General features: G+C 74.7%; 32 protein-coding genes and 1 tRNA gene. 16 read left to right on the top strand and 17 right to left on the bottom strand.

Features of this window, described 5'->3' with window-relative positions; translation table 11 throughout:
• Positions 1–7 precede the first annotated feature (7 nt).
• Both BMZ50_RS09710 and BMZ50_RS09715 read right to left on the bottom strand, forming a co-directional pair.
• Positions 8–586, bottom strand: coding sequence for an isochorismatase family protein (locus tag BMZ50_RS09710; protein ID WP_281245424.1), 579 nt, complete (start codon positions 584–586; stop codon positions 8–10).
• Between the two features lie 20 nt (positions 587–606).
• On the bottom strand, positions 607–1,890 hold the full coding sequence (locus tag BMZ50_RS09715; RefSeq protein ID WP_091323718.1) for a nicotinate phosphoribosyltransferase: 1,284 nt from the start codon (positions 1,888–1,890) through the stop codon (positions 607–609).
• An 88-nt stretch (positions 1,891–1,978) separates the two neighbouring features.
• Between BMZ50_RS09715 and clpS the strand changes: the two genes are divergently transcribed.
• A complete protein-coding gene (gene clpS, locus BMZ50_RS09720) occupies positions 1,979–2,275 on the top strand; it encodes an ATP-dependent Clp protease adapter ClpS (RefSeq protein ID WP_091323720.1) in 297 nt (98 codons plus the stop codon).
• On the top strand, positions 2,272–2,769 hold the full coding sequence (locus BMZ50_RS09725) for a DUF2017 family protein (RefSeq protein WP_091323723.1): 498 nt from the start codon (positions 2,272–2,274) through the stop codon (positions 2,767–2,769). Before clpS ends, BMZ50_RS09725 begins: the two co-directional genes overlap by 4 nt.
• Here BMZ50_RS09725 and BMZ50_RS09730 read toward each other — a convergent pair.
• Entirely contained in the window at positions 2,708–3,064 is a 357-nt protein-coding gene (locus tag BMZ50_RS09730; RefSeq protein WP_091323724.1) for a hypothetical protein, read from the bottom strand. The genes BMZ50_RS09725 and BMZ50_RS09730 overlap by 62 nt on opposite strands.
• Positions 3,065–3,159: 95 nt before the next feature.
• Here BMZ50_RS09730 and BMZ50_RS09735 point away from each other — a divergent pair, with 95 nt between their 5' ends.
• From BMZ50_RS09735 to BMZ50_RS09760, 6 genes are all read left to right on the top strand, one after another.
• Entirely contained in the window at positions 3,160–3,633 is a 474-nt protein-coding gene (locus BMZ50_RS09735; protein ID WP_091323726.1) for a M67 family metallopeptidase, read from the top strand.
• A 170-nt stretch (positions 3,634–3,803) separates the two neighbouring features.
• Positions 3,804–4,082, top strand: a complete 279-nt coding sequence (locus BMZ50_RS09740) for a ubiquitin-like small modifier protein 1 (protein ID WP_091323728.1) — start codon at positions 3,804–3,806, stop codon at positions 4,080–4,082.
• A gap of 47 nt (positions 4,083–4,129) precedes the next feature.
• Positions 4,130–5,080 carry a PLP-dependent cysteine synthase family protein gene (locus BMZ50_RS09745; RefSeq protein WP_091323730.1) on the top strand — a complete coding sequence of 317 codons (951 nt, stop codon included), beginning with the start codon at positions 4,130–4,132 and terminating at the stop codon, positions 5,078–5,080.
• A 64-nt stretch (positions 5,081–5,144) separates the two neighbouring features.
• A complete protein-coding gene (locus BMZ50_RS09750) occupies positions 5,145–5,885 on the top strand; it encodes an MBL fold metallo-hydrolase (protein WP_091323732.1) in 741 nt (246 codons plus the stop codon).
• A 101-nt stretch (positions 5,886–5,986) separates the two neighbouring features.
• A complete protein-coding gene (locus tag BMZ50_RS09755; protein ID WP_091323735.1) occupies positions 5,987–6,940 on the top strand; it encodes a DNA polymerase domain-containing protein in 954 nt (317 codons plus the stop codon).
• A gap of 94 nt (positions 6,941–7,034) precedes the next feature.
• Positions 7,035–7,520: a DUF4262 domain-containing protein gene (locus tag BMZ50_RS09760; RefSeq protein WP_091324159.1), complete on the top strand. Its 486-nt coding sequence runs from the start codon at positions 7,035–7,037 to the stop codon at positions 7,518–7,520.
• 136 nt (positions 7,521–7,656) lie between these two features.
• Here BMZ50_RS09760 and bcp read toward each other — a convergent pair whose 3' ends face one another.
• From bcp to BMZ50_RS09775, 3 genes are all read right to left on the bottom strand, one after another.
• Positions 7,657–8,157, bottom strand: a complete 501-nt coding sequence (bcp, locus tag BMZ50_RS09765) for a thioredoxin-dependent thiol peroxidase (protein ID WP_091323737.1) — start codon at positions 8,155–8,157, stop codon at positions 7,657–7,659.
• A 131-nt stretch (positions 8,158–8,288) separates the two neighbouring features.
• Positions 8,289–8,693, bottom strand: coding sequence for a YjbQ family protein (locus tag BMZ50_RS09770; RefSeq protein WP_177212732.1), 405 nt, complete (start codon positions 8,691–8,693; stop codon positions 8,289–8,291).
• A 91-nt stretch (positions 8,694–8,784) separates the two neighbouring features.
• Positions 8,785–9,441: a DUF4337 family protein gene (locus tag BMZ50_RS09775; RefSeq protein WP_091323741.1), complete on the bottom strand. Its 657-nt coding sequence runs from the start codon at positions 9,439–9,441 to the stop codon at positions 8,785–8,787.
• A gap of 143 nt (positions 9,442–9,584) precedes the next feature.
• Between BMZ50_RS09775 and rph the strand changes: the two genes are divergently transcribed.
• Positions 9,585–10,337, top strand: coding sequence for a ribonuclease PH (gene rph / locus BMZ50_RS09780; RefSeq protein ID WP_091323743.1), 753 nt, complete (start codon positions 9,585–9,587; stop codon positions 10,335–10,337).
• A complete protein-coding gene (gene rdgB / locus BMZ50_RS09785) occupies positions 10,334–10,945 on the top strand; it encodes an RdgB/HAM1 family non-canonical purine NTP pyrophosphatase (RefSeq protein ID WP_091323745.1) in 612 nt (203 codons plus the stop codon). Before rph ends, rdgB begins: the two co-directional genes overlap by 4 nt.
• A 97-nt stretch (positions 10,946–11,042) precedes the next feature.
• On the opposite strand, the gene BMZ50_RS24150 is transcribed toward rdgB, so the two are convergent.
• The 5 genes from BMZ50_RS24150 to BMZ50_RS09800 all read right to left on the bottom strand — a co-directional run bounded on the left by BMZ50_RS24150 (position 11,043) and on the right by BMZ50_RS09800 (position 14,264).
• Positions 11,043–11,252 carry a hypothetical protein gene (locus BMZ50_RS24150; protein ID WP_177212733.1) on the bottom strand — a complete coding sequence of 70 codons (210 nt, stop codon included), beginning with the start codon at positions 11,250–11,252 and terminating at the stop codon, positions 11,043–11,045.
• A 474-nt stretch (positions 11,253–11,726) separates the two neighbouring features.
• Entirely contained in the window at positions 11,727–11,894 is a 168-nt protein-coding gene (locus BMZ50_RS24155; RefSeq protein WP_177212734.1) for a hypothetical protein, read from the bottom strand.
• 107 nt (positions 11,895–12,001) lie between these two features.
• Positions 12,002–13,339, bottom strand: a complete 1,338-nt coding sequence (locus tag BMZ50_RS09790; protein ID WP_091323746.1) for an FUSC family protein — start codon at positions 13,337–13,339, stop codon at positions 12,002–12,004.
• 65 nt (positions 13,340–13,404) lie between these two features.
• Positions 13,405–13,938, bottom strand: coding sequence for an Hsp20/alpha crystallin family protein (locus BMZ50_RS09795; RefSeq protein WP_245753517.1), 534 nt, complete (start codon positions 13,936–13,938; stop codon positions 13,405–13,407).
• A gap of 245 nt (positions 13,939–14,183) precedes the next feature.
• A tRNA-Leu gene (locus tag BMZ50_RS09800) sits at positions 14,184–14,264 on the bottom strand.
• A gap of 89 nt (positions 14,265–14,353) precedes the next feature.
• Here BMZ50_RS09800 and BMZ50_RS09805 point away from each other — a divergent pair.
• A complete protein-coding gene (locus BMZ50_RS09805) occupies positions 14,354–14,584 on the top strand; it encodes a DUF3618 domain-containing protein (RefSeq protein ID WP_091324161.1) in 231 nt (76 codons plus the stop codon).
• Between the two features lie 120 nt (positions 14,585–14,704).
• Here BMZ50_RS09805 and BMZ50_RS09810 read toward each other — a convergent pair whose 3' ends face one another.
• The gene (locus BMZ50_RS09810) at positions 14,705–15,331 is read right to left on the bottom strand and encodes a TetR/AcrR family transcriptional regulator (protein WP_091323750.1); all 627 of its coding nucleotides are present in this window, start codon (positions 15,329–15,331) and stop codon (positions 14,705–14,707) included.
• A gap of 135 nt (positions 15,332–15,466) precedes the next feature.
• On the opposite strand from BMZ50_RS09810, the gene BMZ50_RS09815 reads away from it, so the two are divergent.
• Positions 15,467–16,519: an EAL domain-containing protein gene (locus BMZ50_RS09815; RefSeq protein ID WP_091324164.1), complete on the top strand. Its 1,053-nt coding sequence runs from the start codon at positions 15,467–15,469 to the stop codon at positions 16,517–16,519.
• A gap of 24 nt (positions 16,520–16,543) precedes the next feature.
• On the opposite strand, the gene BMZ50_RS09820 is transcribed toward BMZ50_RS09815, so the two are convergent.
• From BMZ50_RS09820 to BMZ50_RS09840, 5 genes are all read right to left on the bottom strand, one after another.
• Positions 16,544–17,158 carry a histidine phosphatase family protein gene (locus BMZ50_RS09820; protein WP_091323752.1) on the bottom strand — a complete coding sequence of 205 codons (615 nt, stop codon included), beginning with the start codon at positions 17,156–17,158 and terminating at the stop codon, positions 16,544–16,546.
• 87 nt (positions 17,159–17,245) lie between these two features.
• On the bottom strand, positions 17,246–17,740 hold the full coding sequence (locus BMZ50_RS09825) for an STAS domain-containing protein (RefSeq protein WP_177212735.1): 495 nt from the start codon (positions 17,738–17,740) through the stop codon (positions 17,246–17,248).
• A 213-nt stretch (positions 17,741–17,953) separates the two neighbouring features.
• Complete coding sequence (locus BMZ50_RS09830; protein WP_091323756.1) at positions 17,954–19,072, bottom strand: NAD-dependent epimerase/dehydratase family protein; 1,119 nt, start codon at positions 19,070–19,072, stop codon at positions 17,954–17,956.
• Positions 19,073–19,205: 133 nt separating this feature from the next.
• The gene (locus BMZ50_RS09835; RefSeq protein WP_091323758.1) at positions 19,206–19,412 is read right to left on the bottom strand and encodes a hypothetical protein; all 207 of its coding nucleotides are present in this window, start codon (positions 19,410–19,412) and stop codon (positions 19,206–19,208) included.
• A gap of 125 nt (positions 19,413–19,537) precedes the next feature.
• Entirely contained in the window at positions 19,538–20,365 is an 828-nt protein-coding gene (locus BMZ50_RS09840; protein WP_218146185.1) for an alpha/beta fold hydrolase, read from the bottom strand.
• Between the two features lie 99 nt (positions 20,366–20,464).
• On the opposite strand from BMZ50_RS09840, the gene idi reads away from it, so the two are divergent.
• From idi to BMZ50_RS09860, 4 genes are all read left to right on the top strand, one after another.
• A complete protein-coding gene (gene idi / locus BMZ50_RS09845) occupies positions 20,465–21,010 on the top strand; it encodes an isopentenyl-diphosphate Delta-isomerase (protein ID WP_091323760.1) in 546 nt (181 codons plus the stop codon).
• A gap of 112 nt (positions 21,011–21,122) precedes the next feature.
• Positions 21,123–21,938, top strand: coding sequence for a polysaccharide deacetylase family protein (locus BMZ50_RS09850; protein WP_091323762.1), 816 nt, complete (start codon positions 21,123–21,125; stop codon positions 21,936–21,938).
• Positions 21,939–22,003: 65 nt separating this feature from the next.
• Entirely contained in the window at positions 22,004–22,795 is a 792-nt protein-coding gene (locus BMZ50_RS09855; RefSeq protein WP_245753518.1) for an SDR family NAD(P)-dependent oxidoreductase, read from the top strand.
• Positions 22,796–22,819: 24 nt separating this feature from the next.
• Positions 22,820–23,092, top strand: coding sequence for a hypothetical protein (locus tag BMZ50_RS09860; RefSeq protein ID WP_091323765.1), 273 nt, complete (start codon positions 22,820–22,822; stop codon positions 23,090–23,092).
• Positions 23,093–23,171 lie beyond the last annotated feature (79 nt).

A 23,171-nucleotide genomic window follows, 5' to 3' on the forward strand; every position in this document is an offset into this window, starting at 1 on the left:
GGCGTCGTCAGCCGGGTTGGTGCACAGCTCCTTCCAGCTGCACGCCTGCTGTACGGAGCTGCTCCAGCGCCGCGTCGGTCGTGCTCGGGTCGACGCCCGCGGTGAGGTGCAGCAGCACCCTCGTGGCGAAGCCCTCGCCGACGGCGTCCAGGGCGGTGGCCCGCACGCAGTGGTCGGTGGCGATGCCCACCACGTCGACGGCGTCCACCCCGCGCCCGCGCAGCCAGTCGGCCAGCGGCACCCCGCCCGAGGCCCCCTCGAATCCCGAGTAGGCCGCGCTGTAGTGGCCCTTGTCGAAGACCGCCTCGATCGGTGCCCCCTCCAGGACCGGGTGCAGCTCGACGCCGCCGGTACCGGCGACGCAGTGCGCGGGCCAGGTCTCGAGGTAGTCGGGCTGCTCGTGGAAGTGGCCGCCGGGGTCGATGTGGTGGTCGCGGGTGGCCACCACGTGCGCGTAGTCGGCCGCCGCGGTGCGCAGGTGCTCGCGGATCGCCGCGGCGACCGCCGTCCCGCCGGCGACGCCCAGGCTGCCGCCCTCGCAGAAGTCGTTCTGGACGTCGACCACCACCAGGGCCCGCGTCATCATCGGTCCTCCCGTCCGCCCGTTCACTCGGTCATCGTCTCGATCGCGCTCTCCCCGCGCGAGAGGGCCCACGCCTCCGCCGGCAGCGCGGCGCGCGCCCGCTCGTGGTGGGCCCGGGCGGCGGCCAGCAGCTCCCGCGGGGAGGCATCCGAGACCGGCTGCCCACCGCGGACCAGGTCGACCAGCAGGGGGCGGTCGCCGTCCTGGGCCGGCACCGGCCCGCTGCTGACCACCTCCGCGGTCGCCGTGCCCGACGCGTCGTGCCGGCGGACGGCGGTCTTGCGGCCGCCGACGGAGTGCTTCCCCTCGGACCGCTTGGCCACCGGGACGCCGTCCCGCTCGACCAGCTTGTAGACCAGCCCGACCGTGGGGGCACCGGAGCCGGTGACCAGCGAGGTGCCCACGCCGTAGCCGTCGACCGGGGCGGCCATGAGCCCGGCGATCGCGTACTCGTCGAGGTCGCTGGTCACCAGAATCCTCGTCTTCGTCGCGCCCAGCTCGTCGAGCAGCTGCCGGGCGTGGGTGGCGAGGGTCGGCAGGTCGCCGGAGTCCAGCCGGATCGCGCCCAGTTCCGGCCCGGCGACCTCGACGGCCGTCCGGATGCCCTGGTCGACGTCGTAGGTGTCCACCAGCAGGGTGGTGTCCACGCCGAGGGTGGCGATCTGGGCGCGGAAGGCGGACGCCTCGTCGTCGTGCAGCAGCGTGAAGGCGTGCGCGCTCGTGCCGGCGGTCGGGATGCCGTACCGGCGGCCGGCCTCCAGGTTGGACGTCGCGGCGAACCCCGCCAGGGCGGCGGCGCGGGCCGCGGCGACGGCGGCCTGCTCGTGGGTGCGCCGCGAGCCCATCTCGATCACCGGCCGCTCGCAGGCGGCCGCGACCATGCGGGCGGCCGCCGAGGCGATGGCGCTGTCGTGGTTGAGGATCGACAGCACGAGGGTCTCCAGCAGCACGCCCTCGGCGAACGGCGCCCGGACGGTGAGCACCGGCGAGCCGGGGAAGAACAGCTCACCCTCGGCGTAGCCCTCGATGTCGCCGCTGAAGGCGAAGTCGGCCAGCCAGTCCAGCAGCCGCGCGTCGGTGAGCCCCTGCTCGCGCAGGGCGTCGAGCTCCTCGTCGCCGAAGCGGAACCGGGGGAGGTGCTCGAGCAGCCGCCCGGTGCCGGCGAGCACCGCGAAGCGGCGACCGTGCGGGAGGCGGCGGGCGAAGACCTCGAAGGAGCTCTCGCGGTCGGCGGTGCCGTCGGCCAGGGCGGCGGCGACCATCGTGAGCTCGTACCGATCGGTGAGCAGCGCGGAACCGGTCGACATGCCCCCGCAGCGTAGGCCGGGTCCGCCGCCCCGACGCGTCGGGCACCGGGTGGACGACGCCCGGCAGGTGGCGTCCTAAGGTGGGGCCGTGGCCGGACCACTCGCGCCGACACGGACGCCGGAGACCACGGTCGAGGAGCGCGGCGACCTCGACCGGCCGTGGGTGACCATCGTCTGGAACGACCCGGTCAACCTCATGACCTACGTGACCTACGTGCTGCAGGAGCTGTTCGGCTACGACGAGCCGACGGCGACCACCCTCATGCTGCAGGTCCACCACGAGGGCCGGGCCATCGTGAGCTCCGGTCCGCGGGAGCGGATGGAGCACGACACCAGCCGGCTGCACGCCTACGGGCTGTGGGCCAGCTACCAGCGGGACTCGTGAAGCCCTTCCGGCGCCGGGGCGACGAGGTCGTGGCCCGGCTGGAGCCCGCCGAGGCCGGCATCGTGGGTCTGCTGCTCGACCAGCTCGAGCAGCTGCTCGCCGCCGACACGGCCGACGTGGGCGGTGACCCGGTGGTCGAGCGGCTGCTGCCCGACGGGCACCGCAGCGACCCCGACCTGGCGGCCGACTACCGGGAGATGACCGAGGCGGCGCTGCGGGCGGGCAAGGCCGATGACCTGGCGACGGTGCGGGCGACGCTGCCGCCCGACGGCGGGACGCTCCGGCTGGACCCCGACCAGGCCGCGGCGTGGCTGCGCACGAGCAACGACCTGCGGCTGGCGCTGGGCACCCGGCTCGACGTCCAGGAGGACACCGAACCGCCCGAGGACCTCTCCTCCGAGGAGGGGCAGCAGATGGCCGTCTACTACTGGCTCACCGCGCTGCAGGGGTCGCTCGTCGACGCGCTCGTCGCCGGTCGCGCCGGCCGAAGGTGAGCAGCACCAGCACCGCCAGCAGCAGGTCCGCCACGAAGAAGACCGCGACCAGCCCGTGCAGCTCGACGTCGCGGATCATCGCCCCGATCGTCGAGACCAGCGTGATCGCCGACAGCGCGAGCACCAGCAGCACGGCGATCAGGCGGATGGTCACCAGCAGGACCAGCGACGCGCGGTCGGCCCCGGCGGCGCTGCTGTAGTGGCCGCTGCGGCGGGTCAGCCCCGAGATACCCAGCACCAGGGCGGGCACCGCCAGCACGCAGACACCGGCGATCATGAGCAGCTCGAGGACCACGAGAGCGCACCGTATCCGGTGGACCGGGCGGGTTCCGCAGGTCGCCGTCCGGACCGACCGGACGGCGGCTCCGGGAGGACGCCTAGACTGGGGGCGTGCTGCGCATCGACCGCGCGACCTACGACGCCATCGTGGCCCACGCCCGGGAGGACCATCCCGACGAGGCCTGTGGTGTCGTCGCCGGCCCCGAGGGCAGCGACCGCCCCGAACGCTTCATCCCGATGCTGAACGCGGCGCGCTCGCCCACGTTCTACGAGTTCGACTCCGGTGACCTGCTGAAGCTCTACCGCGAGATGGACGACCGGGACGAGGAGCCGGTGGTCATCTACCACTCGCACACCGCCACCGAGGCCTATCCCTCGCGCACCGACATCGGACTCGCCTCCGAGCCCAACGCCCACTACGTGCTCGTGTCGACGCGCCAGCACGGGGAGCAGACCGGCCTGGCCGGCGACGAGGTGGAGTTCCGCAGCTTCCGCATCGTCGACGGCGAGGTGAGCGAGGAGGAGGTCGAGGTCATCGAGTCCTACCTCTTCGGCCACTCGCCGACCACCGTCGTCTACGACTGAAGAAGGACCCTCCTGCCCCCCGCTCGCAGGCTCGCGGCGGGCCCCTGCAGGAGGGCCGGCCGCCGTCCGGAATCCCGGACGGCGGACGGGTGTTGCCCCGCACAGACCCACCACTGCTGCCTCGTGCAGCGCTCCTGACGTCCCCGAATTTCCGAGGAGAACAGCACGCCATGGCCATCGAGGTCCGGATCCCCACCATCCTGCGCACCCACACCGGCGGCAGCAAGACCGTCGAGGGGAACGGCGACACGCTCGGTGCGCTCGTCGACGACCTCGACGCCAAGCACCCCGGCCTGAAGAACCGCCTCGTCACCGAGGAGGGCAAGCTGCACCGCTTCGTCAACGTCTACGTCAACGACGAGGACGTGCGCTTCACCGGCGCCCTGGACACCCAGGTCAAGGACGGCGACTCGGTGACGATCCTCCCGGCGGTCGCCGGCGGCTGCTGAGCTCCTCCGAGCCCAGCCCCACCGTCCCCCCTTCCGGAAGAGCTCTCATGGCCCGCTTCGCCTCCCTCGTCGACTCGCTCGGCAACACCCCGCTCGTGGGGCTGCCGAACCTGTCACCGGCACCCGACGTCCGGTTGTGGGCCAAGCTCGAGGACCACAACCCCACCGGTTCGATCAAGGACCGGGCCGCCATCTCGATGATCGAGGCGGCGGAGAAGGAGGGGAAGCTCAAGCCGGGCGACACCATCCTCGAGCCGACCAGCGGCAACACCGGGATCTCGCTGGCGATGGTCGCCCGCCAGCGGGGTTACCGGCTGATCTGCGTGATGCCGGAGAACACCTCGATCGAGCGGCGGCAGCTGCTGGAGATGTACGGGGCGCAGATCATCAGCTCCCCGGCGGCCGGCGGGTCCAACCAGGCCGTCGCCGTCGCCAAGGGCCTGGCCGCCGAGCACGACGACTGGGTGATGCTCTACCAGTACGGCAACCCGGCCAACGCCGAGGCGCACTACACCGGCACCGGTCCGGAGATCCTCGCCGACCTGCCCTCGATCACCCACTTCGTCGCGGGTCTGGGCACCACCGGCACGCTCATGGGGGTCTCCCGCTTCCTCCGGGAGAAGAAGCCCGACGTGAAGGTGATCGCCGCCGAGCCGCGGTACGGCGAGCTGGTCTACGGGCTGCGCAACATCGACGAGGGTTTCGTCCCCGAGCTCTACGACCCGACGCTGCTGGACTCCCGGTTCAGCGTCGGGCCGCAGGACGCCCTCCGCCGCACCCGGCAGCTGGTCGAGCAGGAGGGCATCTTCGCCGGCATCTCGACCGGCGCGATCCTGCACGCCGCCCTCGGCATCGCCGACAAGGAGATCGCGGCCGGCCGCAAGGCCGACATCGCCTTCGTCGTGGCCGACGGCGGCTGGAAGTACCTGTCCACCGGCGCCTACGCGGGCACGCTGGAGGAGGCGACCGCCGCGCTGGAGGGCCAGCTCTGGGCGTGAGCCGGCTCTCGCGGCACCGCCGGTTAGCCTGACCGGCCATGACATCGGTGCGGGGGGCGGTCGCGTGAGGCTCACGGTGGTCGGCTGCTCGGGTAGCGGCCCGGGACCGGCGTCCCCGGCCTCCTGCTACCTGGTCGAGCACGACGGGTTCCGGTTGCTGGTCGACCTGGGCAACGGGTCCTTCGGCGCCCTGCAGGGGCTGGTCGACCCCGACACCGTCGACGCGGTCTTCCTCTCCCACCTGCACGCCGACCACTGCCTCGACGTCGCGCCGTTCGTGGTCTGGCACCGGTACTCCGGCCGGGCGACCCGGGGCCGGGTCCCGCTGCTGGCCCCCGTCGGCGCCGAGCGGCGGCTGGCGCTGGCCTACGACGCGGACGGTGAGGGGCTCACCGACGTGTTCGACTTCGTCCCGGTCGGGGCGGGGCACCTCGACCTCGGCCCGTTCGCCGTCGAGCTGGCCCGCACGGCCCACCCGATGGAGTGCTACGCGATCCGGCTGACCGGCGGCGGCCGGTCGCTGGTGTACACCGGGGACACCGGCGCCAGCGCGGCCGTGGTGGACCTCGCCCGCGGTGCCGACATCCTGCTGGCCGAGGCCGCCCACCCCGACGTCCCGGGCCTCCCGCCGGATCTGCACCTGACCGGCCGGGAGGCGGGGGAGCACGCCGCGGCGGCCGGTGTGGGCCGGCTGCTGCTCACCCACGTGCCCCCGTGGGTCGACTCCGCCGCGCAGCTCGCCTCGGCGCAGGCGGTGTTCCCGGCCGCCGAGCTGGTCGCCCCCGGCGCGCGCTACGACGTCTGAAGGAGGACCCCGTCCTCCCCACCCCTCGCAGGCTCGGGGCGGTGCCCTGGACGGGGCCACTCCCGCTTGCCCGCTTCCGCAACGGCGGACAGGGTGGGCCGGTGGTCGACGACGAACGGGACGGCGTCCGGCTGACCAGCCTGGACTCACCGCTGGGTGACGGGCTGGACGTGACCAAGGCGGACCTGGTCGACCACCTCGACGCCAACGCCTCCCGGCTGATCCCGCAGCTGGCGGGCCGGCCGCTGTCGGTGATGCGGGTGCGGCCCGGCCAGCAGCCGTTCATGCAGCGCAACGTCCCCAAGGGCGCGCCGGACTGGCTGCGCACCGTGCCGGTCTGGTCGTTCGGCGCGAACCGGCAGGTGCACCAGGTCCTCTGCGACGACCGCCGGACCCTGCTGTGGCTGGCCAACCAGCGGGCCGTCGAGTTCCACGTCCCGTTCCTGCGCGCCGGGGAGGACCAGCCGACCGGCCTGGTCGTCGACCTCGACCCGCCGGAGGACGCCGGCTTCGAGCAGGTGGTCGCCGCCGCGGGGCTGGTCCGCCGGGCGCTCACCGAGGCCGGGCTGGCCGGGGCGGTGAAGACCAGCGGCTCCAAGGGCGTGCACGTCGTCGTCCCGGTGCGGGGCGCGCGGGTCGAGGACGTGGCCGCGGCGACCCGGGCGCTGGCCGCCCGCGCCGAGCGGCTGGACCCGGAGCGGGCGACCACGGCCTACATCAAGGAGGACCGGCACGGCCGGGTGTTCCTCGACTCCACCCGGTCGGGCGGGTCGACGATCGTGGCCGCCTACAGCCCGCGGATCCGGCCCGGCCTGCCGGTGTCGGCGCCGGTGGCCTGGGAGGACCTGCCGACGGTGCGACCGGACGCGGTGACCGTGCGGACCGCCGGGGAACGCCTGGGGGCAGGTGACCCGTGGGCGGCGCTGCTGCCGGAGCCGCAGGAGCTGCCCGCCGATCTCGTCGCCGAGGGGCACACCATCCCGGTCGCCCGGGTGCAGGCGATGCACGAGGGGCGCCGCCGGGCCCGTGCGCGTCGCGAGGGCGCCGGCGGCTGACGGTTCCCGGCACCGGTCCACAGCCTCCGGTCCCGTCCACAGCCAGAGCCGGCGCGCCGGCCGGTCGTCGGTGCTCCGGCACAGGCTGCACCGCATGACGACCGATCCGCAGACCATCGCCTGGCTCGACCAGGAGGACGCCCACCTGGCCACCGTCGTCCGGCAGAGCCGGTTCGCGGTGCAGTACGTCGGCTCCGGCGAGGAACCCGGCGAGCCGGCCTTCGGCTACACCGTCGGCCTGTTCGGGCTGGGCCACCCGGAGCTGGTCATGGTGGGCCTCGGGCCGGAGCGCACGCACGCCCTGCTCGGCGAGGTCGCCGCGATGGTGGTCGACGGGCGCGATCTCGTGCCCGGCGAGCTCGTCTCCTGGGACGGCTGGGCGGGCCGGCTCCACGTCGAGGTGTGCCCCAACCCGGGCGAGGTGCTGTTCGCGGCCAATCGCTTCTACCAGCGGCCGGCCGAGTACTCCGTCCCGGCCTACCAGCTGGCCTGGCCGCACTGCGACGGCGTCTTCCCGTGGGAGGCCGGGTACCCGTGCGGCCCGGAGTGTCAGCCGCGGCCGGGCACGTGGCGCGCCTGAGCCGGACCGCGGCGACCGGCCGCGCCGGAGGGCCGTCCAGGGGTGACGCACCGCGCCGCGCCCGCCCCGCGTCGTGTGCCGGCCCGGCCCTGTGGGCGGAGAGGGTGCGCGGCGGTCCCCCGGAGTGACCGGGCGGTCAGCCCAGCCCGAGATCCCGGCGGAGCTTGGCGACGTGGCCGGTCGCCTTGACGTTGTAGGCCGCCCGCTCGATGCGCCCCTCGACGTCGACGATGAACGTCGAGCGGATCACGCCGACGACCTCCCTGCCGTAGGACTTCTTCGTCCCGTAGGCGCCATAGGCCCGCAGCACCTCCTTGTCGACGTCGGAGACCAGCGTGATGCCGAGGTCTTCCTTTTCCCGGAAGCGCAGCAGTTTCTCCGGCGCGTCGGGGGAGATGCCGATGATGTCCAGCCCGGCCTCGGCCAGCTCGCCCGCGGCGGCGGTGAAGTCGACCGCCTGGGTGGTGCACCCCGGGGTCATCGCGGCCGGGTAGCAGTACACGATCACGCGACGGCCGCGGTGCTCGGACAGGGAGACCGGCTTCCCGTCGGCGTCGGGGAGGGTGAACTCCGGGGCCGGGTCACCCGGGGCCAGGCGGACGGGGGCCGCGTCGATGCCGCTGTCGGTGTCGGTCATGTCCGGCATCCTGCCGTGCCCCGGCCACGGGTCTCCACCGGGTCGCTGGCCCGGGCGGTCCGGGAGCGGATCGGCCCGCGGGGCGGGGTGCCGCGCGCCGCCGGCTGAGCGCGCCGCCCGTCGGCCGGCGGTCAGCCGGCGAGGAAGGACAGCCGGACGTGCCGCTGCGGGTTGTCGGTGTTGGTGTCGACCAGGCAGATCCGCTGCCAGGTGCCCAGCTGCAGCCGGCCCTCGAGCACCGGAACGCTGGCGTGCGGCGGCACGAACGCGGGCAGGACGTGGTCGCGGCCGTGCCCGGCGCTGCCGTGCCGGTGCCGCCAGCGCTCGTCGCGGGGCAGCAGGACGTCGAGCTGGGCCAGCAGGTCCTCCTCGCTGCCCGACCCGGTTTCGATGATGGCCACCCCCGCGGTCGCGTGCGGCACGAAGACGTGCAGCAGGCCGTCGGCCTCGGCGCGCACGAACTCGGCGCACTCGTCGGTGAGGTCGACGACGGTGGGCATACCGCCGGTGCGGACCGCGCGCAGCTCCGAACGCATGCCCGCGATCCTGCCCGGTCAGGGCCGGGCGGGCAGGACGGTGCCGGCCGGGCCGGGAGGGTGTCGCTCCCTCCCGGCCCGGCCGGGGAACTCAGGCCATGTGCGCCCAGATGACGGCGCCGAGCCCGATGACGAAACCGACCGAGCCGACGGTGAGGGTGACCAGCTGCGGCAGCCGCCGCTTGAAGACCGTCGCGATACCGCCGAAGAACAGCGACAGGGCGAGGAAGACCGCGGCGAGGTCGAAGCGGTCGCCCTTGTCGTCGGCGGCGACCGCCTCCTGGTAGGCGGCGTCGGCCTCCGCCAGGTAGCCGTTGCCGCGCTCGTAGCCGGGGACGGCGTACGGTGACCCGGAGTCCACGTCGAACGGGCTGATCACCTCGTCGCCGGTGGTGTTGAACCAGTCGATGGCGGCGCGGAACTCGTCGGTGGCGACGTCGCTGTAGATGTAGGCGGCCAGACCCTCCGGGTCGCCGCGGAAGAGCTCCGCAGCGTAGGTGACGAAGAGGCTCTGGTCGAAGGCCTTCTGCGTGTCGCCCTCGCCGTAGGCCTCCGAGACCTGGCTGGTGAACGTGTTGGCCTGGGCGTAGCCCTGGATGGCGTTGCCGCCGAAGATGGCCGACCAGTAGGCGCTCCAGGCCGTGGCCACGGCGGCCAGGCCCAGGAGGACCGCGGCGATGATCTCGAGGCGGCGTTCCCGGCTCTCCGTCTGGTCGGTGGTGTCTGCGGTATCAGCGTGCTGGGCCATGGGGTCCTCGGGCGGGTCGGTGCGCAGCCGGATGGTGCGCAGGGCGACGCGGAAAGTAATCGTTGCAGGTAGGAGGCCTGTGCAAGGCCGCGGCGACACGATGCGCGAGGGACGGATGGGGCCGCGCACTACTGTCGGCGGACGTGACAGCAGCCCGCACCTCGCGTCCCGACGGCCGGGCGGCCGATGAGCTCCGCCCCGTGACGATCACCCGGAACTGGCTCGCCCACGCCGAGGGGTCGGTCCTCGTCGAGTTCGGTCGCACCCGCGTGCTGTGCGCCGCCAGCGTCACCGAGGGGGTGCCGCGCTGGCGCAAGGGATCAGGGCTGGGCTGGGTCACCGCCGAGTACGCGATGCTGCCGCGGGCCACCCACACCCGCAGCGACCGCGAATCGGTGAAGGGCCGCATCGGCGGGCGCACCCACGAGATCAGCCGGCTGATCGGGCGGTCCCTGCGGGCCTCGATCGACCTGGCGGCGCTCGGCGAGAACAGCATCGCGATCGACTGCGACGTCCTGCAGGCCGACGGCGGTACCCGAACCGCGGCGATCACCGGCGCCTACGTCGCGCTCGCCGACGCCGTCTCGTGGCTCGGGGCCCGCAAGAAGCTGGCCCGCCCGAAGGCGATCGTGCAGTCGGTGGCCGCGGTCAGCGTGGGGGTCGTGGACGGCGAGCCCCGTCTGGACCTCGCCTACGAGGAGGACGTGAAGGCCGGCACCGACATGAACGTCGTCTGCACCGGGGACGGCAGCTTCGTCGAGGTGCAGGGCACCGCTGAGAACGGCGTCTTCGACCGGGCCACGCTGGACGCGCTGCTCGATCTGGCCGTCTCCGGGTGCACCGAGCTGACCCGCATCCAGGAGGCGGCGCTGCGGCAGGAGGTCGGCGCCCGATGAGCACCCGGCTGCTGCTGGCCACCCGCAACCCGGGCAAGCTCGCCGAGCTGCAGCGGTTGCTGGCCGACGCCGTCCCCGGGGTGCAGGTGGTGGGTCTGGCCGACGTCCCGGAGTACCCGGAGGCGCCCGAGACCGGGGCCACCTTCGCGGAGAACGCCCTGCTCAAGGCGCGCGAGGCGGCCCGGCACACGGGGCTGCCGGCGGTGGCCGACGACTCCGGGCTGGCCGTGGACGCCCTCAACGGGATGCCGGGCGTGCTCAGCGCGCGCTGGTCGGGCCGGCACGGGGACGACGAGGCGAACACCGCGCTGCTGCTCGGCCAGCTCGACCACGTGCCCGACGAGCGGCGTGGCGCGGAGTTCGTCTGCGCGGCCGCCCTGGTGCTGCCCGACGGCACCGAGCAGGTGCTGGAGCGGGCCTGGCGCGGGCGGGTGATCCGGGAGAAGCGGGGCGGGAACGGGTTCGGCTACGACCCGGTGTTCGTCCCGGACGGGCTGGACCGCACCTCGGCCGAGCTGGATCCGGCGGAGAAGGACGCGCGCAGCCACCGCGGGCAGGCGTTCGCGGCGCTGGTCCCGGCGGTCAACGAGCGGCTCGGGCGGTCCTGACCGCGCTCAGTGCCGCGCGATCCACTCGACGAACCACAGCGAGAACGCGGTGACCGCCGGCGGGAACGCCAGGACGAGGTAGGCGGCCACGACCCGGTCACCGCGCCACTCGATCCGCCGTCCGGGCCCCCGGGCCGGTGATCGGCGGGGGCGTGCGGGCCACCGCCGCCTCCTCGCCGGCGGTCAGCGCCACCGACCGCGCGGCCTGCCAGGCCTCGACCCGGGTCCAGCCGGAGGAGGCCCCGCACAGGGCCGCGACCACGGCCGCGCCCGCGAGGACCGGCAGCAGGCCGACCACGCCGAGCACGACCAATCCGGCCGCGGCGGCGCCGGCGGTGCGACGGTGACCGCCCCCAGCACGAAGACGGCGCCGAAGGCCGCCATGAGGATCGCGTGGCCGGGCAGCATCGCGTCCTGCCACGAGCGGCCCCTGCCGATCCACAGCGGGATCTCCGCGGCGAGCACGAGGCTGCAGACGAGGTAGACGTTGCGGAGCGGCACCCGCGGCGGCCAGCGCGGCCGACAGGGTCTCCGGGTCGTCCTCCTCCAGCAGGAGCAGGATCTCCAGCTTCTCCCGCGGGTAGTCCAGCGCGGCCAGGTTGCGCATGAGCAGGCCGACGATCCCGGCTTCCTTCAGACCGGCACGAGGATCGTGTAGCGCCGCCCGGGGGCTCACCCACCTGCTGGTGCTGGCGGAGGGCCTCGTGCAGCTGAGTCGCGGTGAGAACGGGGCCGCGGTGGCAGCGGGCCGCTCCGGCCGTCGCCCGAACGGGGGAGGTCCTCAGGAGACGGCGGGGGTGAAGCCGAGCCAGTCGAGCAGGTCGCCGTCCCGGCGCGGGTCGTACCGCTCGGTGTCCTCCGGGGCGGGGTCATCCTCCGCGGGGGCGAGCCGGTCAGGCAGGACGACGAGACGACGCCGGGCGGTCGACAACGTGGGAAGGGGGGCCACGGCTGCGTCGTCGGCACGACCGCGGCCGGGGGAGAGCCCCGTGACGGACCGAGCACCCGATCGGGCGGCGGACGGCACCGGACCGGGCGCTGGGGGATGAACGGCGGCTACTCCGGGTCCCAGTAGGCGCGCCGGCCGCGCAGCCGGGCCGCCGCCTGCCGTGCCCGTCGCCCGGCCACCGCCGGCCGGGCCGGCCGGGCCGGCCGGTGGGCCGCGGTGCTGAGGGCCTGGCGCACCGCCTGGCGCGGCCGGGCGGCCAGCGGCGCGGGGCGCCAGGGGTCCAGTGCCGGCCGGAGGGCCGCCTCGAGCTCCACGCGCAGCCGGTCGATGGTGCTCAGGAGCGCACCGTGCTGCACCCATGCCTCGGGGTCGGTCTGCGGGTCGACGAGCAGCAGCGCGCTCAGCCGGTTGCGCCAGGTCTCCAGCGTCTCCAGGTGCGTCTGGATGCGGCTGGCCGTGGCCTCGGTGGTCTCGCCCCGGCAGATCACCGCACCGGTGTCCTCGAGGGCGGTGGCCAGGGCATCGAGCACGTGGGCCAGTGCGGTCCGGGCCTCGGGGGAGTAGGCCGCCGCCGCCTCGGGCTCCGGAAGCACGGAGGTGCGGTCCAGGAGCGTGCGCGCGAGGTCGCGCAGCACCACCTGGACGTGCTCGAGCGCCGTCAGCGTGCTCCGCAGCCGTGGCCGCGCCTCCCGGGCGATGCGGCCGCGGGGGTTGAGCCGGGCGCTCTCCTCGGTCCGGGCCAGGATCCGGTCGGCCCGGATCACCTCCTCGCTGAGCCGCCGTGCCTCGGCCAGCAGGGCCAACGCCGTCTCCCTCGACCACTCGCCGCACACGGCCTCGGCCATCGACCTGCTGAACCGGGCCATGCGCTCGGCCAGTTCGGCGATCGCCTCGCTCGCGGGCTGCACGTAGAGCGGTGGTGCGATCAGCAGGTTGACCAGCACGGCGACGACCGCCCCGACCAGCGTCTCCACGACCCGCCCCTGGGCCGCGGTGCCGCTCCCCCCGACGGCCAGGATGAGCATCGCGCTGATCGGCACCTCCATCAGGTGGTCGCCCAGGCGCAGCAGCCTCCCCGCCACCAGGGAGATCGCCACGACCAGACCCAGGCTCCACCAGGTCAGCCCGGTCACCAGCGCGAAGAGGTAGGCGACCAGGACACCGGCCACGACGCTGACGATCCGTTCCCAGCCGATGGCGAACGTCTCGTACATGGTCAGCTGGATGACCAGCAGCGCGGTCAGCGGCGCGAGCACCGGGGCGTCGCTGGTCCCGAGCCAGTCGGCCGCCGCGTACGCCAGGACGGCGGCCAGCACCGTCTTCCCGGTCCGCACGCCGGCCGTCCGGCCCTGCCGGAACAGCCCGACCACCCGGGCCGGGAGGGCGTCGACGACCATGCGCGGCAGCTGCCCGGCGCGCCCGAGCCAGGACGGCGATCCGGTCATCGGCCCGTGGCGAACTCCATGAAGCGACTCCTGCCGCTCGCCGGCCGATGGCCGGGTCGGGGCGGTCACCCGCCGATGGCCACCCGCCGCGACGGACCCTGCTGGGTCTTCGGCACGCGGATGGTGAGCACGCCCCGGTCGAGGTGCGCGCTGATGTTGTCCTCGTCGATCTCGTCGGGCAGGGTCAGCGAGTAGTAGAACTCGCCGACCCTGCGGGTCCGCCGGCGCAGGAGCCCTTTCCGTTCCCGCTCCTTGATCTCGCCGGACACGGTGAGTTCGCGGCCGTCGATCTGGATCTCCACGTCGTCGTCGCTGACGCCGGGCAACTCCAGCTCGATGACGTAGGCGTCGTCGGTCTCCTCGATGTCGGCCAGCGGCATCCAGCGGTCGGCACCTGGCGTGCCGGCACCGATGGCCTGCCAGAGTTGGTTCACGCGTTCGTAGAGCTCGTCCAGCTCGCGGAACGGGTCCGGGCGGGTAGCGGTGCCAGACGTGGACGGCACGGAAAGGCTCATCGCCTTTTCCTCCTGACGTGCTTGCCAGTGGTAGGTCCACTCTCCGGACTCGGAGTGGAGGGCGTGGCGTTCCTCGTCCAGCATGCCGCGCGCACGTGCGCGCTGACCAGTTCAGCCGGGCGCGGCACACCGGCAGCCCGCGGCTGCTCGCCCTCGGAGGGGTCGGGGTCCGCCCCGGTTCAGTGGCCGAGCGGGGCGTCCGATGTCAGGACGGAGCGCCTGCACGACGGGCTGGACGGCCGCGTCTGCACCGCACCGCAGCCGCGGCCAACCTCGATCCGACGAGTCGACCGAAGTCGGGGCAGCCCCCTGGCCAGAGGGCTGCAATGTGCGGGAGGGGGGAGTCGAACCCCCACGCCCGAAGGCACCAGATCCTAAGTCTGGCGTGGCTGCCGTTACACCACTCCCGCGCGGTCCCCGAGTCTAGGAGTCGCTCGTGCGGGTGGCCCCGATCGACGCAGGTCGCGCCGCAGAGGGCGCGGTCTGGCAGGCTGTCGCCGTGCCTCGCGACCCTCGACAGATCCAGCTGGAGATCGACGCCGCGCGTGAGTCGCTGGCGGCCACGCTCGACGAGCTGGTGGCCCGGACCAGCCCGAACCGGCTGAAGACGCAGGGGCAGGAGGCCTTCCAGCGCTTCCTGCAGTCGCAGGCCGGCATGGCCACCGTCGGGGCGCTGGGCCTGCTGGTCACGCTGGTCGTCGTCCAGAAGGTCCGGCACCGCAAGGACTGACGCCGACCGTGCGCCACCCCCGACCCGACCCGGTGGGCCCGGGCCAGGAGCCGGTCTGGGACTACCCCCCGGCCGCCGTCGGCCCCGTCCAGGGCCAGCCGGGCGCGCTCGGCTGGTGAGTCAGGCCTCCGCGGGGCGCGCGTTGCGGATCAGGGGCATGACGACGACGTCCAGCACGTGGTCGACGTACTGGCGGTCCACCGGCTCCCCGGTGAGCAGCCAGCGCTGCACGATCAGGGCGCTGGTGGCCTCGGCGACCACCGACCCGGCCAGGCCGGAACGCACCTCGCCGCGCTCCTCGGCCCGGCGCCACATCGCTGCGTAGGCCGAGCGCCACACGGCCAGCGGCCCGCTCTGGAACGCCTCGACCAGTGCCGGCTGGTACTGCATGGCCGGCAGCAGCGAGCGGATCGCCGCTCCGGCGGGGCCCCCGGTGACCTCGGCGACCAGGTGCATCATCGCGCGGAGGTCACCCTCGAGGAAGCCGGTGTCCGCGGGCACGGCGATGGCCCGGTTGAGGTCGGAGATGGTGTCGACCACCAGGTCCTGCTTGGTGCGCCAGCGCCGGTAGATCGTCGCCTTGCCGACCCCCGCCTCGGCGGCGACGGCGTCCATGGTCAGCGCCCCGTAGCCCACCTCGGCGAGCAGGCGCAGGATCGCGGCCCGGATCACGTCGTCCCGGCTGGGATCGCGAGGGCGGCCGCCGCGGGCGGAGCGCGGTGGTTCAGCGGCGTGCATGGCGACCATGGGGTGACCTTAGACATTCAAGTTGACGACGCCCGACACCCCTCGAACGTGTATATGTCCGATCGGGTTCCGCAGCTCCAGGTCCCCGCGCGCGCCTGTCGGCGGGAGACGGGTGCCTCGGTCATCCTGCTGGGCGTGGTGAGCACCCTCGGACCGGCCCGGCGCCGGGAGTACTGGCACGTCCCCGCCCGCGCCACCCGCGTCCTGATGGCGACCTCCGACGGCCGCCTGCTCGCGGAGGTGGCCCGGACCGCGCGGGCGCTCGGCCTGGCCGTGTCCGCCGCGCCGGACCTGCTCGATCTCACCGACGAGGACGGCGGCCGCGGCATCGAGCGGCTGTTCCACCGCCTGGCGCGGGAGCTGACCACCGCGGAGGCCGACGGGGTCCGCGTGGCCACCGACCCGCCGGAGGCGTGGGCCGCGCTGGCCGCTCGGCTGCTCACCGCGCCCACCCTCTCCGTGGAGCTGGCCCGGCGGGGCGTGACCGCGGAGATCGGCGTCCTCGCCGAGGCCGAGCTGTGGTCGGCCTACCAACCCATCGTCCGCCTGACCGACCGGGCCGTCGTCGCCCACGAGGCACTGCTGCGCGGGCTGGTCGACGGGCGGGAGGTCGGCGGCAGCGATCTCTTCTTCGTCGCCGAGTCGGCCGGCTGGCTGCCCCGGCTGGACCGGATCGGGCGGGAGTCGGCGATCGCGGGGGCGGCCTCCTGGCTCGGCGACGCCGACCTGTTCGTCAACTCCCACCCGGCCTCGATCTCCCGCCCGCAGGTGGGCCTGGCCAGCACCGAGCGGGCCCTGGAGGACGCCGGCATCGATCCCTCGCGGCTGGTCATCGAGATCGGTGAGGTCTCCGCCGTGACCGACCGCGGGCACCTGCTCTCGGTCCTCGAGTACTACCGGTCGCTCGGCTGGCGGGTGGCGCTCGACGACGTCGCGGCCGGCTGGTCGAGCCGCTCCCTGCTGGCCGCCGTCCGGCCCGACGTGGTGAAGCTGGGCAAGGCGCTGGTGCAGGGGCTGCCCGACGAGGGGGCCCGCACGATGGTGCGCTCGGTGGTCGAGCTGGCCCACCGGCTCGGCGCGCTGGTCGTGGCCGAGGGGGTCGAGAGCGAGCAGGCGGCCGACGAGGTCACCGCGCTGGGCGCCGACCTCGCTCAGGGCTGGCTGCTCGGCCGGCCGGCCGCACGATGATCCCGGGGAGTGCGCCCGACGGGCTCAGTGCAGGCCCCAGCCGATGAGCGCCTGACGCGTGTGCTCGTATCCCAGCACGCCGTAGCTGCCCGCCGACAGCGCGAACAGCGCGCCGGCCTCCGGGGCGAGGCCCAGCCAGCGGGCGGTGAGCACCCGCAGCACGTGCCCGTGGGCGACGATGAGGACATCGCCGTCGGTCAGTCGTTTGCGGGCCCGGTCGAGCACGCGGTCCACCCGCTCGGCCACGGCCGCCAGGGTCTCGCCCGGCGTCTCGCCGGGAATCGTGCCGTCGCGCCAGACCGACCACGCACGGCCCAGGTCGGCGCTGATCTCGGCGGTGGTGCGGCCCTCGTAGCCGCCGTAGTCGATCTCCACCAGGTCCTCGTCGATGGCCGTGGGGGTCAGGCCGGCCAGCTCGGCGGTCCGAAGGGCCCGTTGCCGGGGGCTGACCCACACCTCGACGAACCGCCGACTGCCGAGGGACGCGCGCAGCATCCGGGCCTGTTCCTCCCCCTCGGGGAGCAGCGGCAGGTCGGTCACGCTGGTGTGCTGCCCGCTGCGGCTCCACTCCGTCTGCCCGTGACGCAGCACGACGATCTCGCCCCTCGGGCCTGCTGACGTTCCTGCGCTGCCGGTCATGTCGGCAAGCGTGCTCGCTGGGGCCCAGCTGCCGCGAGGCGAGCCCTCCCGGCGTCAGGCCGCGGGCATGGACTCCGTCGGCACCGCTCAGCGCCAGCGGCGCAGGTCGGGGAGCCGGAGGCAGCGCCGCACCGGCCGCTCCTCGGTGGGTCGCACCGGGTGCGTGGCGACCGGCGAGCGCCGGGCGCCGGCGCCGGCCGCCACGACGGCCTCCGCGGCGGGCGGCCGCGCCGGGGGCACCGGGTGGACCGGGTCCTCGCCGCCCAGCGGGCCGTCGAGCTCGAGCCGGTCGGCCAGCCCCGCGGTCCGCACGAGCCGGCGGGTGGCCGCGGGTGCGCCGACCACCCGGCAGCGGCGGCCGGCCGGCGCGAGCGTGGCGGTGAAGAGGGTGAGGGCGTGCAGCCCCGAGCAGTCCCAGAACCGGGCTCCCGCCACGTCGACGACCACGGGGCCGGAGCTCAGGCCCGCGGCCTGCTCCAGGGCGAGGTTGAGGCGGGCGACGGTGGAGAGATCGGCGTCGCCGGTGAGCCGGACGACGACTTGGTCGGGGGCGGGGACCAGTGCGACTTGCAGGTGCGGCACGGCTGCTCCGGCGGTTGGTGCTGACCACCCCGAGGGAGTCGGGCGGGGGGGTTCCGACCGTAGTTCCGGACGGCGGCGCCCACAACAGAAAGTGCTCGCGCGATCGCGGAGTGCTGTTGGTCGTTCCGCCCCCGCCCGGTGCGCCGGAGCCTGCCGCAGGCGGCACCCACGCGGCGACGGTCGAGCCGGGCGGCGCACCCGTCGGCCCCGCGGCTAGGTCGTCCCCGGCCCCGGGGGGGTGGCCGGCTCGCCGCCCGGGTCCCGCGCGGGCCCGCCGGCCGGGCGCAGCAGCGGTCCCGGTGCGCCCTCGCCGCGGCCGAGGGCGGCCACGAACTCGGCGAGCACCTCGTCGCCGCGGTGGGCCGGCGCCCAGTCCAGCACCCTGCGGGCGCGGGAGGTGTCCAGCGCCGGCGCCTGCAGGCCGAGGTCCAGCCAGCCCGGCTCGGTGGGCACCAGGCGGGCGGTGAAGGCGGCGGCCAGCACGGTGCGCAGCACCACGGCCGGGACCGGCACCCGCACGGTGCCGAGCACCCGGGCGAGCGCGTCGGCGTCCAGGAGCGGCTCGGCGGCCAGGTTGAACGGCCCCGGGGCCCGGCGGTCCAGCATCCGTTCGAGCGCGGCGGCGACGTTGTCGGCGTGCACGAACTGCACGTGGACCGACGGCAGCGGCAGCGGCAGCGCCCGGACCACCGCCCCCGGCAGCAGGCGGGCGGCGGCGAACAGCAGCGGCCCGAGGAAGTAGCGGCCGATCTCGCTGCTCGCCTCCGGCTGCAGCACCAGGGTCGGGCGGACGACGGTCAGCGTCGAGCCGGGTGAGCCGTCGAAGACCTCGCGCACGACCCGCTCGGCCTGCACCTTGTCCTGGCTGTACTGGGAGGTCGGGACGCCGGTCGGCGGCCAGTCCTCGGTCACCTTCTGGTCCGCGGCACCGGGGGCGTAGGCACCCAGGGACGACAGGTGCACGAACTGCGTCACCCCCGCGGCGGCCGCCGCCCGGGCCACCCGCCGGGTGCCCCCCACGTTCACCCGGTGCAGGCGCTCCCGCTGCCGTCCCGGCTGCAGTGCCCAGGCCAGGTGGACGACGGCGTCGGCGCCCTCCAGGAAGCCGGGCAGCACCCGCTCGCTGTCGGCCTCGCCGAGGTCGGCCCGGTGCCAGCGCACCCGGTCGTAGGGCGGGAGGTCCGGCGGCTGCCGCCGGGACAGCCCGCGCACCTCGGCCACCCCGGTGTCCGGTGCGGTGAGCCGGCGCAGCAGCGCCGTCCCCAGGTTGCCGCTGGCGCCGGTGACGGCGATGGTCCGGCCCTGGAGCTGGGTCCGCGACGGTTCAGCCATTCCGGGCCGCTACCCGCGGGGCCGCCGGTTCACCCCGCGATCACCGCGCGGGGAGCGCGTCCGTCACCTCCCGGACGGTCGGCGCAGCCCCATCGCGTCGGGGTGGCCGCAGGCCACGGTGCGCCGGGCGCGCTCAGCCGTCCCCGTGCTCGCCGTCGACCTCCTGCTCGAGCTCGTCGACACCGTCCTCGACGTTCTGCTCGGCGTCCTCGACCCCCTGCTCCACCTCCTGCTGCACGCCGTCGTCCACGACGTCCTCACCGCAGGCGGCGGTGGTGAGGGGGAAGGCGGCGAGGGCGACGCCGGCGAGGGTGGCGCGCCAGCGGTTGGAGGTCGGCATGGAGGGCTCCCGTGCTCGTCGTGGGGTTGGCACCGGGGGAGTGCCCGGGCGACCGGCCGGTCATGCGGGAGATCCGGCGTGAGCGGAGTGGATTCGTGCCCGTGACCCGCACGAATGCACTCCGGTCAGCTGCGGACGTGCTCGGTGACCAGCTCGGCGGTCCGCTCGGGGGCGAGCTCGGGGATCCAGTGGCTCACGCCCTCGAGCACCTCCAGCCGGTAGGGCCCGGCGACGAATCGACGTGTCGACTCGGTCGCGGCCCGGCCGAGGAAGGTGTCGCCGGTGCTCCACAGGTGCAGCGTCGGCACCTGCACCGTCCCGACCCGGTCGCGGGCGTCCCACGGCAGGGCGCGGTACCAGGCCAGCGCCGCCGTCAGCGCGCCCGGCTCCCGCATCCGGGCCACGTACCGGTCGCAGGCGACGCTCGGCAGCCCCCCGCGCCGCAGGGCGCGGCGCAGCGGCTCGCCGCCCGCCGCCAGCAGCAGCCGCTCGGGCAGGAACGGCGCCTGGAACAGCGCCATGTAGTACGAGCGCAGCGCCTGGTCGCTGGTCACCATCGATTGCGCCATCGCCGCCGGGTGCGGCACCGACAGCACGGTCAGCGTGCGCACCCGATCCGGGTGCCGGGCGGCCAGCGCCCACGCCACGATCCCGCCCCAGTCGTGCCCGACGACGTGGGCGCGGTCCAGCCCGGCCTCGTCCAGCAGCGCCAGCACGTCGCCGGTGAGCTCGCGCAGCCGGTAGGAGGACCGCCCGGTCGGCCGGGCGCCGGGGGAGTAGCCGCGCTGGTCGGGAGCGAGGGTGCGCATCCCCGCGGTGTGCAGCCGGGACTCCACCGCCGTCCACGCGGTCGAATCCTGCGGGAAGCCGTGCAGCAGCACCACGGGCTCGCCCTCGGGCGGCCCGCCGTCCCGGACGTCGAACACCATGCCGTCGCGCCGGAAGCTGTCCACCCCGTGACCCTGCCTGCGGGAACGGGGCCACGCCAGTCGGTCGCCAGTCGGTCGCACGCCGGTCCGGAGCGGAGGAACGGGATCCGGGACGATGGGGGAGTGACGGCCACCTCGGAGGAGCTCATCGTCCTGGTCGACGAGGACGGGACGGCGATCGGCACGATGCCCAAGCCGCTGGTGCACCACGGCGAGACGCCGCTGCACCGGGCCTTCTCGGCCTACCTCTTCGACGACGCCGGCCGGCTGCTGGTCACCCGCCGCGCCGCGGGCAAGCAGACCTTCCCCGGCATGTGGACCAACACCGTCTGCGGCCATCCCGGCCCGGGCGAGGACGACGCCGCCGCGATCGCTCGGCGCGCCGCCTTCGAGCTCGGCCTGCAGGTGCGCGACCTCCGGCCGGCGCTGCCCGGCTACCGCTACCGGGCCCAGTTCCGCGGCGTGGTGGAGAACGAGGTCTGCCCGGTCTACCTGGGGCGCTTCACCGGCACGCCGGCCCCCGAGCCGAGCGAGGTCGGGGAGTGGGAGCTGCTGGACTGGGCGTCCTTCCGGCGCCGGCAGGAGGCGGAGGGCGACGACGCCTGGTCGCCGTGGTGCCGCGAGCAGGCCCGGCTCATCGAGTCCGCGGGGCTGGCACCCGCCGCCTGACCAGCCCCGGACCACGCCCCGTAGCCGGGAAGGCACACGACGTGTCAGCCGCTCGGGGGGCTTGGTGTCGCTGCCGGGGGACGCGCCGACACGCCCCCTAGCTTTCCGCCGCATGGAGCGCCGCCGGTTCCTGCTCTTCCTCGCGGCGGGCCTGGCGGGGGCGGCCGTGAGCCGCGGCACCGCCGGCCTGGTCGTCGCGGAGCAGGCCCCCCTTCCCACCGCCGTCCCCGCGTCGGCCACCGAGCCGGTGACCCCGGCGCTCGAACCACCCGTCGGCGTGGTCGACCGGCTGCCGGGCGAGGGCACCTCGCTCGCGCTGACCGTCGACGACGGCACCAGCTCCGAGGTGGTGGAAGCGTTCTGCACCCTGGCCGCCGACACCGGGGTCCGGCTCACCTTCTTCCCCAACGGCCGCTACCGCTCCTGGGAGGAGAACGGCGACCTGCTGCAGCCGCTGATCGACTCCGGGCAGGTCGCGATGGGCAACCACACCTGGTCCCACCCCGACATCACGATGCTGGGCGACGACGAGCTGGCGGAGGAGATCGGCCGCAACCGCGACTTCCTGGCCAGCACCTTCGGCGTCCGGGACAGCCCCTTCTTCCGGCCACCCTTCGGGGCCCGCAACGAGCGCACCGACCGGATCTGCGCCGAGCAGGGGCACCCCACGGTGGTCATGTGGAACGGCACCCTCTCCGACCACCGGGTGATCACCGGCGACCAGCTCCTCGCCGCGGCCCGCGAGTGGTTCACTGCGCAGGCCATCGTCGTCGGGCACGCCAACCACCGGACGGTCACCACCGTGTACGACGAGCTGCTGGCCCTGATCGCCGACCGCGGGCTGAAGACGGTCACCCTGGCCGACGTCTGGGCCCGGCCGGGCCTGCTGCGCGGCGACGCGGTGGCCGGTCGCGCCGCCGTCTCCTGAGGCCGCCCGACCTGCGGCGCGCCCGGTCTTCGACGAGGCTGAGCGGCGACGGAGGGGATCTCCGGATGGAGGAGCGGATGGTCGACAGCGGGTCGTTGCAGGGGCGGGTCGCCCTCGTCACCGGGGGCGCCAGCGGCCTGGGGCGGGCCACCTGCCTGGCGCTGGCGCAGGCCGGCGCGCACGTGGCCGTCGCCGACATCGACGCGGCCGGCAGCGAGGCGACGGCCAAGCTGGTGGCCGACGCCGGCGGCTCGGCCGACGTCGTCCCGCTCGACGTCACCGACGACGCCGGCCGGCGGCGGGTCGTCCAGCAGCTGTTCGACGCCCACGGCGATGCCTTCGACATCCTCGTCAACGTGGCCGGCATCGACCGCCCCGGCTACATCACCGACATCGACCTGGCCGACTACCAGCGCGTGCAGGCGGTCAACTGCGAGGGCCCGATCTTCCTGACCAGCGAGTTCATGAAGCGGGTCCAGCACCTGCCCGAGGGGCGCACTGCCGACGTCGTGCACGTCGTGTCGCTGTCGGCGATCACCTCCGGCAGCGGGGCGATCGCCTACAACGGCTCCAAGGCCGGCTTCCTCAACGCCACCCGGTGCATCCAGCGGGAACTGCGGGAGAAGGCCGTCCAGCAGCCGGACGGCACCGAGCGGCCGTTCCCGTGCCGCGTGCAGGCGGTCATCCCGGCCGCGATGGACACGCCGATGATGGAGCAGTGGGGAATCCCGGCGCACCTGATGATGCCGCCGTCCGCCGTCGCGGAGATGGTCCGGACGCTGGTGACGCTACCCCCGTCGAGCTTCGTGCCGGAGATGCAGATCGTGCCGCGGCTGGAGCCGAACTTCCCCCGCTGACCGGCGCATCTCTGGAGGAGCGTCATGACCGGCCCCGACGATGAACACCCCGATACCGCGATGTACACCGGCGCCGACGCCGGTGAGCCCGGGGAGCACCTCGCCCGCGGGGACCTGACCCCCGACGAGATGCGCCTGCTCGCCGAGCTGAAGCGCAACGGCCCGGGCAGTGACGACGAGGAGGCCGAGGCCGAAGCCATGGCGCAGGCAGCCGAGGACGAGGCCCCGCTGCCCGGGCAGGGCGGGGACCAGGGGGACGGGCTCAGCGCCCGCTTCGCCGCCCCGCCGGAGAACTGACCGGCGCGCCCCACTCGGCCAGCGCCCGGAGCCCGCTGCCGGGGCACCGCGTCCGCCGCCCTGGCCCGCCCGCCCCGCG

This window comes from Geodermatophilus ruber, from assembly GCF_900114385.1.
Taxonomy (GTDB): Bacteria; Actinomycetota; Actinomycetes; order Mycobacteriales; family Geodermatophilaceae; genus Geodermatophilus; species Geodermatophilus ruber.